The organism is Streptomyces sp. NPDC008079 (genome assembly GCF_042957385.1).
GTDB lineage: Bacteria > Actinomycetota > Actinomycetes > Streptomycetales > Streptomycetaceae > Actinacidiphila.
Window position 1 is genome coordinate 15299 of the sequence record NZ_JBIBIC010000011.1, and the last position, 14290, is coordinate 29588.

At 71.9% G+C, this 14290-nt stretch carries 13 protein-coding genes; 10 read left to right on the forward strand and 3 right to left on the reverse strand.

Going from position 1 to position 14290, the window contains the following annotated elements:
* Positions 1 to 92: 92 nt before the first annotated feature.
* From cysC to ACFZAM_RS22795, 9 genes are all read left to right on the forward strand, one after another.
* Positions 93 to 632 carry an adenylyl-sulfate kinase gene (cysC, locus tag ACFZAM_RS22755; RefSeq protein ID WP_355338820.1) on the forward strand — a complete coding sequence of 180 codons (540 nt, stop codon included), beginning with the start codon at positions 93 to 95 and terminating at the stop codon, positions 630 to 632.
* Positions 629 to 1564 carry a sulfate adenylyltransferase subunit CysD gene (gene cysD, locus ACFZAM_RS22760; protein WP_355338732.1) on the forward strand — a complete coding sequence of 312 codons (936 nt, stop codon included), beginning with the start codon at positions 629 to 631 and terminating at the stop codon, positions 1562 to 1564. Before cysC ends, cysD begins: the two co-directional genes overlap by 4 nt.
* Before the next feature lie 2 nt (positions 1565 to 1566).
* Complete coding sequence (locus ACFZAM_RS22765; protein ID WP_391048720.1) at positions 1567 to 2931, forward strand: GTP-binding protein; 1365 nt, start codon at positions 1567 to 1569, stop codon at positions 2929 to 2931.
* 261 nt (positions 2932 to 3192) lie between these two features.
* Positions 3193 to 4338, forward strand: a complete 1146-nt coding sequence (locus tag ACFZAM_RS22770) for an aliphatic sulfonate ABC transporter substrate-binding protein (protein WP_391048723.1) — start codon at positions 3193 to 3195, stop codon at positions 4336 to 4338.
* Between the two features lie 73 nt (positions 4339 to 4411).
* Positions 4412 to 5215 carry an ATP-binding cassette domain-containing protein gene (locus tag ACFZAM_RS22775; protein ID WP_391048725.1) on the forward strand — a complete coding sequence of 268 codons (804 nt, stop codon included), beginning with the start codon at positions 4412 to 4414 and terminating at the stop codon, positions 5213 to 5215.
* Positions 5202 to 6137 carry an ABC transporter permease gene (locus tag ACFZAM_RS22780; protein ID WP_355338720.1) on the forward strand — a complete coding sequence of 312 codons (936 nt, stop codon included), beginning with the start codon at positions 5202 to 5204 and terminating at the stop codon, positions 6135 to 6137. Before ACFZAM_RS22775 ends, ACFZAM_RS22780 begins: the two co-directional genes overlap by 14 nt.
* Positions 6137 to 6889 (forward strand): sirohydrochlorin chelatase, encoded by a 753-nt coding sequence (locus tag ACFZAM_RS22785; protein ID WP_355338717.1) that lies wholly within the window; start codon positions 6137 to 6139, stop codon positions 6887 to 6889. The genes ACFZAM_RS22780 and ACFZAM_RS22785 overlap by 1 nt, the downstream gene beginning before the upstream one ends.
* A gap of 212 nt (positions 6890 to 7101) precedes the next feature.
* On the forward strand, positions 7102 to 9351 hold the full coding sequence (locus tag ACFZAM_RS22790) for an MMPL family transporter (RefSeq protein WP_391049024.1): 2250 nt from the start codon (positions 7102 to 7104) through the stop codon (positions 9349 to 9351).
* Positions 9352 to 9609: 258 nt separating this feature from the next.
* Positions 9610 to 10632, forward strand: a complete 1023-nt coding sequence (locus tag ACFZAM_RS22795) for a sigma-70 family RNA polymerase sigma factor (RefSeq protein WP_355338814.1) — start codon at positions 9610 to 9612, stop codon at positions 10630 to 10632.
* Here ACFZAM_RS22795 and ACFZAM_RS22800 read toward each other — a convergent pair.
* Positions 10591 to 10812, reverse strand: coding sequence for an STAS domain-containing protein (locus ACFZAM_RS22800; protein ID WP_188280389.1), 222 nt, complete (start codon positions 10810 to 10812; stop codon positions 10591 to 10593). The two genes, ACFZAM_RS22795 and ACFZAM_RS22800, sit on opposite strands and share 42 nt — an antisense overlap.
* Before the next feature lie 342 nt (positions 10813 to 11154).
* On the opposite strand from ACFZAM_RS22800, the gene ACFZAM_RS22805 reads away from it, so the two are divergent.
* Complete coding sequence (locus tag ACFZAM_RS22805; RefSeq protein WP_355338711.1) at positions 11155 to 12021, forward strand: aminoglycoside phosphotransferase family protein; 867 nt, start codon at positions 11155 to 11157, stop codon at positions 12019 to 12021.
* 172 nt (positions 12022 to 12193) lie between these two features.
* On the opposite strand, the gene ACFZAM_RS22810 is transcribed toward ACFZAM_RS22805, so the two are convergent.
* On the reverse strand, positions 12194 to 12904 hold the full coding sequence (locus ACFZAM_RS22810) for an exonuclease domain-containing protein (RefSeq protein ID WP_391048729.1): 711 nt from the start codon (positions 12902 to 12904) through the stop codon (positions 12194 to 12196).
* A gap of 125 nt (positions 12905 to 13029) precedes the next feature.
* Positions 13030 to 14259, reverse strand: coding sequence for an SAV2148 family HEPN domain-containing protein (locus ACFZAM_RS22815; RefSeq protein ID WP_391049028.1), 1230 nt, complete (start codon positions 14257 to 14259; stop codon positions 13030 to 13032).
* Positions 14260 to 14290 lie beyond the last annotated feature (31 nt).

Below are 14290 nucleotides of genomic sequence, written 5' to 3' on the forward strand. Positions count from 1 at the left end.
CGGCCGGTCGGACGGGGACCGGTGCCACGAAGGGCCCCACGCGGACCGGCGCGGTGACGACCGAGGCAGTGACGACCAGTCAGGAGTTGGGGATGACCACCGGCGCCACCGTCTGGCTCACCGGTCTGCCGAGCGCGGGCAAGACCACCATCGCCCACGCACTCGCCGAGCGGCTGCGCGCGCAGGGCCGCCGGGTCGAGGTGCTCGACGGCGACGAGATCCGCGAATTCCTCTCCGCGGGCCTCGGCTTCAGCCGCGAGGACCGGCACACCAATGTGCAGCGCATCGGCTTCGTCGCCGAACTCCTCGCCTCGCACGGCGTGTTGGCGCTCGTCCCGGTCATCGCGCCGTACGCCGACAGCCGCGAGGCCGTCCGCAAGCGCCACCAGCAGCAGGGCACCGGCTATGTCGAGGTGCATGTCGCGACACCGGTCGAGGTCTGCTCGGTGCGTGACGTCAAGGGCCTGTACGCCAAGCAGGCCGCGGGTGAACTGACCGGCCTGACCGGCGTGGACGACCCGTACGAGATCCCGGCCGACCCCGATCTGCGGATCGAGACCCAGGGCCGCACGGTCGAGGAGTCGGCTTCCGTACTGCACGCGCTGCTTGTCGAGAAGGGGCTCACCATATGACCGCCGCCGTCGCGCACTCCGGAAGCACGGACAGCCCGTACGCCCTCTCGCACCTGGACGCGCTGGAGTCCGAGGCCGTGCACATCTTCCGGGAGGTGGCGGGCGAGTTCGAGCGGCCGGTGATCCTCTTCTCCGGCGGCAAGGACTCGATCGTCATGCTGCACCTGGCGCTGAAGGCGTTCGCGCCCGCGGCGGTGCCGTTCTCGCTGCTGCACGTGGACACCGGGCACAACTTCCCCGAGGTGCTGGAGTTCCGGGACCGTACGGTCGCCGAGCACGGCCTTCGGCTGCATGTCGCGATGGTGCAGGAGTACATCGACGACGGGCGGCTGCGCGAGCGCCCCGACGGCACCCGCAACCCGCTCCAGACGGTGCCGCTGACCGAGGCCATCAGGGAGCACCGCTTCGACGCGGTGTTCGGCGGCGGACGGCGCGACGAGGAGAAGGCGCGGGCCAAGGAGCGGGTGTTCTCCCTACGCGACGAGTTCTCGCAGTGGAATCCGCGCCGCCAGCGCCCCGAGCTGTGGCAGCTCTACAACGGCAAGCACGCGCCGGGCGAGCACGTACGGGTCTTCCCGCTGTCCAACTGGACCGAGCTGGACGTGTGGCAGTACATCGCCCGCGAGAAGATCGCGCTGCCCGAGATCTACTTCGCGCACGAGCGCGAGGTGTTCAACCGGTCGGGGATGTGGCTGACCGCGGGCGAGTGGGGCGGCCCGAAGGCCGGTGAGCCGGTGGAGACCCGCCAGGTGCGCTACCGCACGGTCGGCGACATGTCCTGCACGGGCGCCGTCGACTCCGCCGCCACCACGCTCGACGCGGTGATCACCGAGATCGCCGCCTCCCGGCTGACCGAGCGGGGCGCGACCCGCGCCGACGACAAGATGTCGGAAGCCGCGATGGAAGACCGCAAGCGCGAGGGGTACTTCTAACCATGACCGCCACCACGGGTCCCACCAACCCCCTCACCGCCGAGCAGTTGTCGGCCACCACGCTGCTGCGCTTCGCCACCGCGGGCTCCGTCGACGACGGCAAGTCCACGCTGGTGGGGCGGCTGCTGCATGACTCCAAGTCGGTGCTCACCGACCAACTGGAGGCGGTCGAGCGGGCGTCGCTCGGCCGCGGCCAGGAGGCCCCGGACCTGGCGCTGCTCACCGACGGCCTGCGGGCCGAGCGCGAGCAGGGCATCACCATCGATGTCGCCTACCGCTACTTCGCCACCGCGCGGCGGCGGTTCATCCTCGCCGACACCCCGGGCCATGTGCAGTACACCCGCAACATGGTCACCGGCGCCTCGACGGCGGAGCTGGCCGTGGTGCTGGTCGACGCCCGCAACGGCGTGATCGAGCAGACCAGGCGGCACGCGGCCGTCGCGGCCCTGCTGCGCGTCCCGCACGTGGTGCTCGCGGTCAACAAGATGGACCTGGTGGACTACGCGGAGCCCGTGTTCGCCGCCATCGCCGAGGAGTTCACCTCCTACGCGGCCTCGCTGGGCGTCCCGGAGATCACCGCGATCCCGATCTCCGCGCTGGCCGGTGACAATGTCGTCGAGCCGTCCGCGCACATGGACTGGTACGGCGGCCCGACCGTCCTGGAGCACCTGGAGACGGTCCCGGTCAGCCACGACCTGACCGGCTGCCCCGCGCGGTTCCCCGTGCAGTACGTGATCAGGCCGCAGACCGCGGAGCACCCGGACTACCGCGGTTACGCGGGCCAGATCGTCTCGGGGCTGCTGCGCGTCGGCGACGCGGTGACCGTGCTGCCGTCGGGCCGTACCACCACGATCTCCGGGATCGACGCGCTCGGTGAGGCCGTCGACACCGCGTGGGCGCCGCAGTCGGTGACGGTGCTGCTCGCCGACGACCTGGACATCTCGCGCGGCGACATGATCGCGCCGACCGCGACGGCGCCCGCGATCACCCAGGACATCAGGGCCACGGTGTGCCATCTGCACGAGCGTCCGCTGCGGATCGGCGACCGCGTGCTGCTCAAGCACACCACCCGGACGGTGAAGGCGATCGTCAAGGGCCTGCCGTACCGGATCGACCTCTCGCACGGTCTCGCGCACGACAACGAGCCCGCCGAACTGGAGGTCAACGACATCGGAGCGGTGCTGCTGCGCACCGCGGAGCCGCTGCCGGTGGACGCGTACGCGGACTCCCGGCTGACCGGTTCCTTCCTGCTGATCGACCCGGCGGACGGTACGACGCTGACCGCGGGCATGGCGGGCGAGGCGTTCGCGGAGAAGACGGATCCGGCCGCGGGTGCCGCGGCCGACGACGAGGGTTGGGACTTCTGACGATGACTCAGGATGCCTTCTCGGGTTTCGCGAAGGAGGGCGGCCGCGTCGGCAGCGGCTCGCTCGGCGCGGGTACGGGCGGGGTCGCACGATGTGTGGGCTGACGCGCCCGGCCGCGGACCACGGGCACGCCGTGACCGCCGCCGTACCCCAGCGCCGCGCACAGCGGCCCCCGTTGCACCGCTTTCGAAGACCTGACGAACTTCCGGCCGCGCCCTGACCACGAGCGCGACACGCCGGGCCTTACGAGAGGACACCCACGTGTCTGCCCAGTCCCGTCCCGTATCCCGCGCCCTCCGCCGCCGCAGACTCACCGCCGCGGCCGCCGCCCTGCCGATCCTGTTCGGCGCTCTCGCCGCCTGCGGCTACGGCTCCAACGACGACAAGTCGAGTGACGCGACGACCGCGCCGGCCGCCAGTGCTGGTGCCGACGCGAAGAAGCTCTCCGCCGACCAGGTCAAGATCGGCTACTTCCCGAACCTGACGCACGCCACCCCGCTGGTCGGCCTCAAGGAAGGCATCTTCCAGAAGGAACTGGGCGCCACCACGGTCAAGGAACTGACCTTCAACGCGGGCCCCGAGGAGATCGAGGCGCTCAACGCCGGTTCCATCGACATCGGCTGGATCGGCCCCTCCCCCGCGATCAACGGCTACACCAAGTCGAACGGCGCCAGCCTGAAGATCATCTCGGGTTCGGCGTCCGGCGGTGTGAAGCTCGTCGTCAACCCCGACAAGATCAAGACGCTGGACGACGTCAAGGGCAAGAAGATCGCCACCCCGCAGCTCGGCAACACCCAGGACGTGGCGCTGCTGAACTGGATCAAGACCAAGGGCTGGAAGGTCGACGCACAGAGCGGCAAGGGCGATGTGTCGGTGGTCCGCACCGACAACAAGATCACCCCCGACGCGTACAAGCAGGGCTCCATCGACGGCGCGTGGGTGCCGGAGCCCACCGCGTCGAAGCTGGTCGCCGAGGGCGCGAAGGTGCTGCTGGACGAGAGCACGCTGTGGCCCGACAACAAGTTCGTGATCACCAATGTGATCGTGTCGCAGAAGTTCCTCAAGGCGCACCCGGACGTGGTCGAGGCGGTGCTGCGCGGTTCGGTGAACACCAACGCGTGGATCGCGGCCAACCCCGACAAGGCCAAGGCGGACGCGAACGAGCAGCTCAAGAAGCTGACGCAGAAGGCGCTCCCGGCCAACGTCCTCGACCCGGCCTGGAAGTCCATCCAGGTGCTGGACGACCCGCTGGCGAAGACCGCGGGCGAGGAGGCGCAGCACGCCGTGGACGCCGGTCTGCTCAAGGCGCCGAAGCTCAACGGGCTGTACGACCTGACGCTGCTCAACAAGGTACTCACGGCGGACGGCAAGCCGACGGTGGACGCCGCGGGGCTCGGCACTCAGTAGCCCCGCCCGCGACACCCGCCCCCCGACGACCCGTAGCGGCGTCAACCGCACCCGCCCCGTAGGACCCCAGGAGGTGACACCCATGGCCGACACCCTCACCAGTGCCGACGCGCAGACCGCGGAGCCCGAGGCGTACGCCGCGCGGCTCGACCATGTGTCGAAGGCGTTCGGCAGGCCCGGCGCCCGGCAACTCGTGCTGGACGACATCACGCTCGACGTGCGGCCCGGTGAGTTCGTCTGCCTCCTGGGGGCCTCGGGGTGCGGCAAGTCCACCCTGCTCAATCTGGTCGCCGGACTCGACAAGCCGTCCGCGGGCGCCATCGCGGCGCCCGGCGGGCGGCCCGCCCTGATGTTCCAGGAACACGCGCTGTTCCCGTGGCTGACGGCGGGCAAGAACATCGAACTGGCCCTGCGGCTGCGGGGCGTGCCCCGTGAGGAGCGCCGCCCGGAGGCCGAGCGGCTGCTGGACCTCGTACGGCTCGGCGGCGCGTACGGCAAGCGGGTGCACGAGCTGTCCGGCGGTATGCGGCAGCGCGTGGCACTGGCCCGCGCGCTCGCCCAGGACAGCCAACTGCTGCTGATGGACGAGCCGTTCGCGGCGCTGGACGCCATCACCCGCGATGTGCTGCACGACGAGCTGACCCGGATCTGGTCCGAGACCGACCTGTCGGTGCTGTTCGTGACGCACAACGTCCGGGAGGCGGTACGGCTCGCCGAGCGGGTCGTGCTGATGTCGTCGCGGCCGGGGCGGATCGCCCGTGAGTGGACCATCGACATCCCGCAGCCGCGCCGTATCGAGGACGCGGCCGTGGCGGACCTGTCCGTCGAGATCACCGAAGAACTGCGTGGGGAGATCCGCCGCCATGGCCAGCACTGAGACGTCCGCGCAAGGCGCCGTCCCGCTCGGGAAGACGGACGGGCCGGGCGCCGCGGACCGGCACGACCTGTCAGGGCTCGAAGCGGGCCTCGACGCGCTGGAGACCGTCGAGGTCCGGCGGGCGCCCTTCTGGGAGATCCTGTTCAAGAAGGTGCTGCCGCCGGTCACCGCGATCCTGCTGGTGCTGGTGGTCTGGCAGCTCGCGGTGTGGGGCGGTTTCTCCGACCCGACGAAGCTGCCCAGCCCGCACGCCGTCGGCCAGGCGCTGTCCGAGCGGTGGAACGAGGGCGACCTGCTCTCCATCATCTGGACCAGCGTGCAGCGCGGCCTGCTCGGCTTCGTCGCCGCGCTGGCCATCGGCACCCCGCTGGGCCTGCTGGTGGCCCGTGTGCCGTTCGTACGGGCGGCGATCGGCCCGATCCTGTCCGGGCTCCAGTCGCTGCCGTCGGTGGCGTGGGTGCCCGCCGCGGTGATCTGGCTGGGCATCAACGACTCGGCGATGTACACGGTGATCCTGCTGGGCGCGGTGCCGTCGATCGCCAACGGCCTGGTGTCCGGCATCGACCAGGTGCCGCCGCTGTACCTGCGCGCAGGCCGCACCATCGGCGCGACCGGCCTGCGCGGCGCCTGGTTCATCCTGCTGCCCGCCGCGCTGCCCGGTTACGTCGCGGGCCTCAAGCAGGGCTGGGCGTTCTCCTGGCGCTCCCTGATGGCCGCCGAACTCATCGCGTCCTCACCGGACTTGGGCGTCGGCCTCGGCCGCTACCTGGAGAACATGCGCGAGGGTTCCGACATGGCCGGGGTCTTCCTCGGCATCCTGCTGATCCTGTTCGTCGGCATCGCCATCGACCAGATCATCTTCAGCCCGCTGGAGCGCTGGGTGCTGCGCAGCCGCGGCCTGACCGCCGGGGCCCAGCAGTAGTGCGCCCCGCCGCCCGGCCCCCCTTGGTCGTCATCGCGCACGGTTCCCGCGACCCGCGGCACGCCGAGACCGTGCGCGCGCTGACCCGGCGGGTCAGGGCGGCGCGGCCGGGTCTGCGGGTCGAGACCGGCTTCCTGGACTTCTGCGCCCCCTCGGTGCCCCAGGTGCTGGAACGGCTCGCGGCCGAGGGCGTACGGGAGACCGTCGCCCTTCCGCTGCTGCTGACCCGCGCCTTCCACGCCAAGGCCGACATCCCCGCCGTACTGCGGGACGCCCCCTCCCGGCTGCGGATCACGCAGGCCGACGTGCTCGGCCCGTCGCCGCTGCTGGTCGCCACCTTGGAGCGGCGGCTGACGGAGGCCGGGCTGCGGCCGGGCGACCGCGCCTCGACCGGTGTCGTGCTGGCCTCCGCGGGCTCCACCGACCCGGAGGCCAGGGCGGTGATCGCCGACATCGCGCGGGAGTGGCGGCGCACCGGATGGCGCGCCGTGCGGCCCGCGTTCGCCTCCGCCGCCCTGCCGCGCACCGAGGACGCCGTACGCGCGCTGCGCGCCGAGGGCGTCCGCCGGATCGCCGTGGCCCCGTACGTCATCGCGCCGGGCTTCCTGCCCGACCGGATCGCCCGCGGCGCGCGGGAGGCGGGCGCCGACGTGCTCGCGCCGGTGCTCGGCGCCGCGCCGGAGCTGGCCGAACTGCTGCTGCGCCGGTACGACGAGGCGCTGCTGCCCGCGCGCCGACTGGTGTCGGTGTAAGGGCCAACTTCCCGGCCATGGTGGGGTTGTCCCCACCCCTGAGGGGGAGCCCGCCCTCCCGGAAGTCACCAGCAGGCCGGATGGGTCGGCGCCCCGCGTCCCCATAGCGTCATAGGCGTACGGAGCGGCCCCGGATCACCAGGTCAGGCCGCCACCCATGACGATCCTTCAAGGGGGACACCGTGAGTCGCTCAGGCGCACACGGCAGCAGGATGGGCATCGCGGCGGCTATGGGCGGTTGGAGCGCCCGGCACCGCTGGGCGGCGGTGGGCGGGTGGCTGCTCTTCGTCATGCTGGCGATGTTCGTCGGACAGTCGGCGGGCCGGGTCGACCTCGACCAGGACAAGTCGATGTCCGGCGAGATCAACCAGGCCGCCACGATAAAGGAGAACGCCGGGCTCAAGAGCGCGGCGGGCGAGATGGTGCTGATCCAGGCCAAGGGCTCGGGTCACGCGACCGACCCGGCCTTCCGCACCGCGGTCGCCGAGGTGATGACCGCGGTCAAGGGCACGGGCAAGGTCACCGCGGTCACCTCGCCCTATGACACCAAGGCCGTCTCCGCCGACCGGCGTTCGGCGCTGGTCCGCTTCGACATGCTCGGCCTGGCGGACGACGCGCCCGACAAGGTGCAGCCGGTCATGGACGCGGTGAAGAAGGTCCAGTCGCGCCACACGGACCTGCGGATCGAGGAATTCGGCGACGCGAGCGGCGGGAAGGTGCTCAACGACGCCTTCGGCAGCGACTTCAAGACCGCCGAGTTCTCCGCCGTGCCCGTGGCACTGGGCATCCTGCTGATCGCGTTCGGCGCGCTGGTCGCGGCGCTGCTGCCGGTGGCGCTGGCGATGACGGCGTTCATGGCCGCGGGCGGTGTGGTGGCGATGGTCAGCCACATCATCCCGATGAGCGACACCGCCAACTCCGTGATGCTGCTGGTCGGCCTGGCCGTCGGCGTCGACTACTGCCTGTTCTACCTGCGCCGCGAGCGTGAGGAGCGGGCCGCGGGGCACGACGGACAGACCGCGATCAAGATCGCGGCGGCCACCTCGGGACGGGCCATCCTGATCTCCGGCATCACCGTGATCGTGGCCATGGCGGGCATGCTCTTCACCGGCATCGGTGACTTCAAGGCGATGGGCCTGGCCACGATGATCGTCGTCGCCATCGCGATGTTCGGTTCGGTCACCGTGCTGCCCGCGCTGCTGTCGCTGCTCGGCCACCGGGTCGAGAAGGGCCGCATCCCGTTCCTGAACCGCGGCCGGAAGAACACCGCCCGGCGCGCCGCCAACCCCAGCAGCCGCTTCTGGAAGACCGTCCTGGGCCCGGTGCTGAGCCACCCCAAGACCGCCACGGTGATGGCGGGCGGCGCGCTGCTGGTCATCGCGCTCCCCGCGTTCGGCATGAAGACCGCGAATCTGTCGATGCCGCAGGAACTGGGCAGCAAGCTGCCGATCATCCAGACCTACGAGCACATCAACGAGGCGTTCCCCGGCGGTCCCGACCAGGCCAACGTGGTCGTCAAGGCCGACGACATCGACGCCCCGGCGGTCAAGAAGGCGATCGCCGCCTTCCGCGCCGAGGCCGTGTCCTCGGGCGCCAGCAAGGGCCCGGTCACCCTGACCGTGCACGCCGCGCAGAACGTCGCCCAGATCGACGTACCACTGGCCGGCGGCAGCGACCGCGCCAAGGCCCAGGACAACGTGCGGACGCTGCGCGACCACGTACGGCCCGACACGCTCGGCAAGGTCGACGGCCTCCAGGCGCCGGTGACCGGCGGGACGGCCGGGTCGATGGACTTCACGGCCAAGATCACCAGCAGTGTGCTGCCGGTCTTCGCCTTCGTGACCGTCTTCGCCTTCCTGCTGATGCTGCTGTCCTTCAGGTCGCTGACCATCGCGCTGACCTCGATCGTGCTGAATCTGCTCTCGGTGGGCGCGGCCTACGGCATCCTGTCCGCGGTCTTCCAGCACGGCTGGGGCGCGTCGCTGGTGGGCGCCACCGGTACGGGCGCGGTGGTGGCCTGGCTGCCGCTGTTCCTCTTCGTGATCCTGTTCGGGCTGAGCATGGACTACCACGTGTTCGTGGTCTCCCGGATCCGCGAGGCCAAGGTGCGCGGGATGAGCACCCGCGGCGCGATCGAGCACGGCATCACCACCACCGCGGGCGTCGTGACCAGCGCCGCCGTCATCATGGTCGCCGTGTTCGCGATCTTCGGGACGCTGTCCATGCAGAGCATGAAGCAGATGGGTGTCGGCCTGGCCTTCGCGGTGCTGATCGACGCGACCGTCATCCGCGGGGTGCTGCTCCCGGCCGTGATGAGCCTGCTCGGCGAGCGCAACTGGTACCTGCCGCGCTGGATGCACCGGCTGCCCGACATGACGCACGACGAGTCGACCCTGGCCCCGCCGCCGGTCGTCGCGCTGCCGGAGGAGCCGTACCGGGACCAGGTGCCCGACCGGGTCTGATCCCCGGCCAGGGGCCGGGGAGGACCCCGGGGCCTGTTCCCGGCCCGACCTGGGCCCCGGGACCTGTTCCCGGCCCGGCCCGGCCCGCCTCGGCCCGGCGCGAAAATTACCTCGGAAAATTCGGATCCCGCGTTTCTCCGCAGGTCACGGAGCCCCTGTCCCGCCCGGGACGGGGGCTCCGGCGCGTTCCGGGCGGTGTTCCGGGCCCCTTTTCCGGGCTCGTTGTCAGTGGGCGGGCCTAGTGTGGAAAGCGTGACCGTGAGAGAGAGCGAAAGCGCCGGGAGCGGTACCGCCCTGGCTGCCGACGAGGTGGAGCTCCGTCTTGAGGAGCACCGGGCAGAGCTGACCGGCTACTGCTACCGCATGCTCGGCTCGGTGTTCGAGGCCGAGGACGCCGTGCAGGAGACGCTGGTCCGCGCCTGGCGCGGGCAGCGCGGCTTCGAGGGGCGGGCCTCGTTCCGCTCCTGGCTGTACCGGATCGCGACCAATGTGTGCCTGGACAGTCTCAACGCGGGCAAGCGCCGGGCCCGCCCGATGGACCTGTCCCCCGCGTCGCACGCCGACGCGACGCTGCCCGCCGCCTCCCCGGAGAGCGTCTGGATCGAGCCGGTGCCCGACGTCCGCGCCCTGCCGTCCTCCGGCGACCCGGCCGATGTCGTGGTCTCCCGCGAGACGATCAAGCTGGCCTTCGTCGCCGCCCTCCAGCACCTGCCCGCCCGGCAGCGGGCCGTTCTGATCCTGCGCGAGGTGCTGGCCTGGAAGGCCAGCGAGACCGCGGAGCTGCTCGGTACGACGGTGGCGTCCGTCAACAGCGCGTTGCAGCGCGCCCGCGCCACGCTCAGCGAGGCCGGGGTGAGCACGGCGGGGACCGACTACGCCAAGGCCGCCGCCGCGCCGATGGACGAGGCGCAGGAGAAGCTGCTCGCGCGCTATGTGGACGCCTTCGAGCGCTACGACCTCGATTCGCTGACCGCCCTGCTGCACGAGGACGTCACGCTGTCCATGCCGCCGTACGCCCTGTGGCTCCAGGGTCACCAGGACATACGCGACTGGTTCCTCGGCACCGGTATCGAGTGCAAGGACTCCCGGCTGCTGCCGGTGTGGGCGAACGGATCGCCCGGCTTCGGGCAGTACCGGTCGAACGGCCCGGAGGGCGGCCACCACCCGTGGGCGCTCCAGGTGCTGGAGATCACCGACGGCCGGATCACCGGCATCAACGCGTTCCTCGACACCGCGCACCTATTCCCGCTTTTCGGCCTCCCACTCGAACTGCCCCGCTAGCCCGGCGAGTTCGAGCAATTCGCGGAGTTCCGCGGTGGCGCCGCGCAACCGCACGGTGTGCCCGGTCCTGTGCGCGGCCAGCCCCAGCCGGGCGAGCGCGCCGATGGTGCCGGGCGCGCCGCCGGGGAGCCCGGTCACGTCCACGACCAGGGGTTCCGTCGGGCCGGGTGCCGCCGTCACAGTCTTCTCCGCCTCTCCTGGACCTGGCCCCCGGACGGGCCTTCATGGATACCGACCGGCCGGGCGGCCAGGATTCATCGCTGCGCGCCCGACGTATTCGGGCGTATTCACGGCGCATTCTCAGCCGGTGACGCGCGTTCAGGGGGCGCGCGGATGCGACACTGGCCTAGTTCCGCGCCGTTGACCGATGCTGTCGGCATATGCGGTACGGAAAGCGGCACGTCGGTGGGGCGGCGCGTGACACGGCGGGGGCGTACGGGGAGGGCGCGGGCGGGCACGGCGGTACGGGACAGTGGACGATTCGGGACTGCGGGCGATTCGGCGAAGGGTTCGGGTTTCGGCATGGCGGACACGAGGGTGTTCACGCGGGAGCGGGCGCGGGCGGTGCTGGATGCCGCCGGGCATCACGAGGCCGAGCTGCTCGCCTTCGGCGAGAACGCGGTCTACGCCGCCGGGCGTCTGGTGATCAAGATCGGCCGCAGCGCCGATCTGCTGGAGCGGGCCCGGCGCGAGGTGCGCACCGCCGACTGGCTGGCCAAGCACGATGTGCCCGCCGTGCGCTCGGCGGAGTCCGAGGTGCGGCTGGTGGACGGCCACCCGATCACGTACTGGCAGCGGCTGCCCGAGCCGCTGCGGCCCGCGGAGCCCGCCGATGTGGCGCCGCTGCTGCTGCTCGTGCACGCGCTGCCCGAGCCGGACTTCGGGCTGCCGCCGCGTGAGCTGCTCGGCGGGGTCGAGCGCTGGCTGCGGCTGGCCGGGGACGCGATCGATCCGGCGGACGCCGCGTATCTGCGCAATCGGCGCGACGGTTTCGCGACCGCCGCGGCCGAGCTCGTACCGCACCTGGAGCGCGGGCCGATCCACGGGGACGCGCTGCCGCGCAATGTGCACATCGGGCCCGACGGGCCGGTCCTGGTCGACCTGGAGACCTTCTCCTCCGACCTGCGCGAGCACGACCTCGTCGTCCAGGCGCTCAGCCGTGACCGCTACGGGGTGCCCGCGGCGGCGTACGACGCCTTCACCGCCGCCTATGGCTGGGACGTCACCGAGTGGCCCGGCATCACCGTCCTGCGCGGTGCCCGCGAGACCGCCAGTTGCGCCTGGGTCGCCCAGCACGCCCCCGCCAGCCCGGCCGCCCTCAACGAATTCCGCCGACGTGTCGCTTCGCTGAGAGCCGCCGACCCCACCGTCCGCTGGTACTCCTTCTGACCCCGCCCCACCGCGGCGGCCTTCAAGGAAGGCGCCGCCGCCTTCCCCCGCCCCATCACCCCCCGCACGGCCGCCGGTTGACCGCGACGCACAGGTGAGCCGAAGAGGGGGCGCCTCTTCGATCCGCCGCAGCGGCGGGCCGCGGGTTGGCGGGTGACCGGCCCCGGAGGGGTCAGGCGGCGGAGACGCGCAGCGGCCAGGCGCGGTCGATGGTGGAGGCGTCGGCGGACCCCTTGCGGCGGAGCCAGGAGGCGAAGTCCTCGGCCCAGTCGGCGTACCAGCCGCGCTGCTCGTCGTAGAGGTCCCAGAGGTCGGCGTCGGCGACCTGGGGGTAGCGGGCGGCGAGGGCGCGGGCGACGCGGACGGCGGCGAGGGCGTCGGCGCCCGCTTCGTGCGCGCCGTCGAGGACGACACCGTAGACGCCGCAGGCGGCCTCCAGGGTGCGCTTGCCGCGCCGGTACTTGTCGAGGGCGCGGTCCATCACCAGCGGGTCGAGCACGGGCCCCGGGCGAGCCCCGGGAACGGCCAGCGGCGGCAGCGCGTACCGCCGCAACTCCTCGTCCAGCAGGGTGAGATCGAAGGGCGCGTTGTAGACGACGACGGGCACCCCGGCCGCCCAGTACCCCCGCAGGGCGTCGGCGATCTCGGCGACGACCTCCGGCGCCGGGCGCCCCTCGGCCGCCGCGCGGGCGGTGCTTATGCCGTGGATGGCGGTGGTCTCCTCGGGAATGGCGACGCCGGGATTGGCCAGCCACGCCCGGTGCCGTACCGGCTCCCCGTCCTTCACCTCGGTGACCGCCGCGGTCACGATCCGCGCCTGGCGCGGATCCGTCCCCGTCGTCTCCAGGTCGAACCCGACCAACAGCTCCTCATGCCATGCCATGGCGAGCATCCTTCCCACCCATTTCCCCGTAACCCCCGTGTGCCCTGCCATCATCGCGCGGACCACTGACAGCGCCGGACGGCGGGGTTCCGTTTCCCGGGGCGTCCCCGCCCCTCCCCCGGAGGTCACGACACGGGACGGGAATCCGTCCAGATGCCCTCGAACTCCTCGCGGTAGACCTCGAAGAGCCCGTGTTCCGCGGGCCCTTCCTCGGCGACCACCTGCCGGGACCCGCCGCGCAGCAGCAGCACCGGCACCTCCATGCCGCGGGCCCGCCGCAGATAGGACTGCACGACGGCCAGGCCGTCGCCGGTGTCGCCGTCGACGAGGTAGGCGGTGAAGCGCGGGGTCTCGTCGAAGACCCGGATCTCGAAGGCGTCGGGGTCCCGCAGCCGGGCCCGCACCCGGCGCATGTGCATGATGTTCATCTCGACCGACCTGGCCAGCTCACCGCGCCCCAGGCCCAGTTCCCGCTCGCGGCGGCGGACCGTACTGCTCGCGGGGTTGAGGAAGAGCAGTCTGACCCGGCAGCCGGACTCGGCGAGCCGCACCAGGCGCCGCCCCGAGTAGTTCTGCACCAGCAGATTGAGGCCGATGCCTATCGCGTCGAGCCGGCGCGCGCCGGCGAACAAGTCCTCGACGGGGAGCTGCCGTTGCAGCCGCACGCGGTCCGGGTAGACGCCGATGACGTCGGAGTAGCGGTCGGCGACCAGGTCCTCGACGGCGTCCACCGGCAGCCGCTGCGCGGCCGTACGGGCGGGTCCCGCGCCCAGCAGCTCCAGCAGCTTGGCGGCGGCCCGCTCGGCCTGGTCCAGGACGGTCCTGGACAGCGCCCGGTTGCGCGAGACGACGTGCCGGGCCACCTCCAGCTCGTCCAGGGCGAGTTCGAGGTCGCGGCGGTCGTCGAAGTACGGCTCGAAGCACGGCCAGTGCTGGACGACCAGTTCGCGGAGCTGGGGCAGCGTCAGAAAGCTGAGCACATTGTCGTCGGCGGGGTCGAGCAGGAAGCCCTTACGGCGGCTCACTTCCCGTACGGCGACGGCCCGTTGCACCCATTCGTGCCCGGCCGGGCCCGCGGCGGCGACCACCCACTCCTCGCCGTGCACGGGCTCGTAGATCGGGCGCAGCACCGCGTTGACGACGGCGCGCAGGCGCTGTTCCACGAGGTTGAGCCATACGTAGGCCCGCCCGGCGCGCGTGGCGCGGGTGCGTACCTCCGACCAGGCTTCCGCGCCCCAGTCCAGCTCCGCTCCGATCTCCAGCGGCTGGGCGAGGGTGACCGCGCTCTGCACCGCCTCGGCGGCGGCACCGTCCGCGACCTGACGGTCCTCCTGATCTCCACCACCCGGGAGCATCAGACCTCCGGACGTCTCCACGCCACCCGCC

Bases quoted from the DNA above. Each gene is read 5' to 3' on its own strand.
- ACFZAM_RS22780 (WP_355338720.1), top strand. From the start codon at position 5,202: ATGGCCAGCACTGAGACGTCCGCGCAAGGCGCCGTCCCGCTCGGGAAG.
- ACFZAM_RS22805 (WP_355338711.1), top strand. From the start codon at position 11,155: ATGGCGGACACGAGGGTGTTCACGCGGGAGCGGGCGCGGGCGGTGCTG.
- ACFZAM_RS22790 (WP_391049024.1), top strand. From the start codon at position 7,102: ATGGGCATCGCGGCGGCTATGGGCGGTTGGAGCGCCCGGCACCGCTGG.
- cysD (WP_355338732.1), top strand. From the start codon at position 629: ATGACCGCCGCCGTCGCGCACTCCGGAAGCACGGACAGCCCGTACGCC.
- ACFZAM_RS22815 (WP_391049028.1), bottom strand. From the start codon at position 14,259: ATGCTCCCGGGTGGTGGAGATCAGGAGGACCGTCAGGTCGCGGACGGT.
- ACFZAM_RS22810 (WP_391048729.1), bottom strand. From the start codon at position 12,904: ATGGCATGGCATGAGGAGCTGTTGGTCGGGTTCGACCTGGAGACGACG.
- ACFZAM_RS22765 (WP_391048720.1), top strand. From the start codon at position 1,567: ATGACCGCCACCACGGGTCCCACCAACCCCCTCACCGCCGAGCAGTTG.
- cysC (WP_355338820.1), top strand. From the start codon at position 93: ATGACCACCGGCGCCACCGTCTGGCTCACCGGTCTGCCGAGCGCGGGC.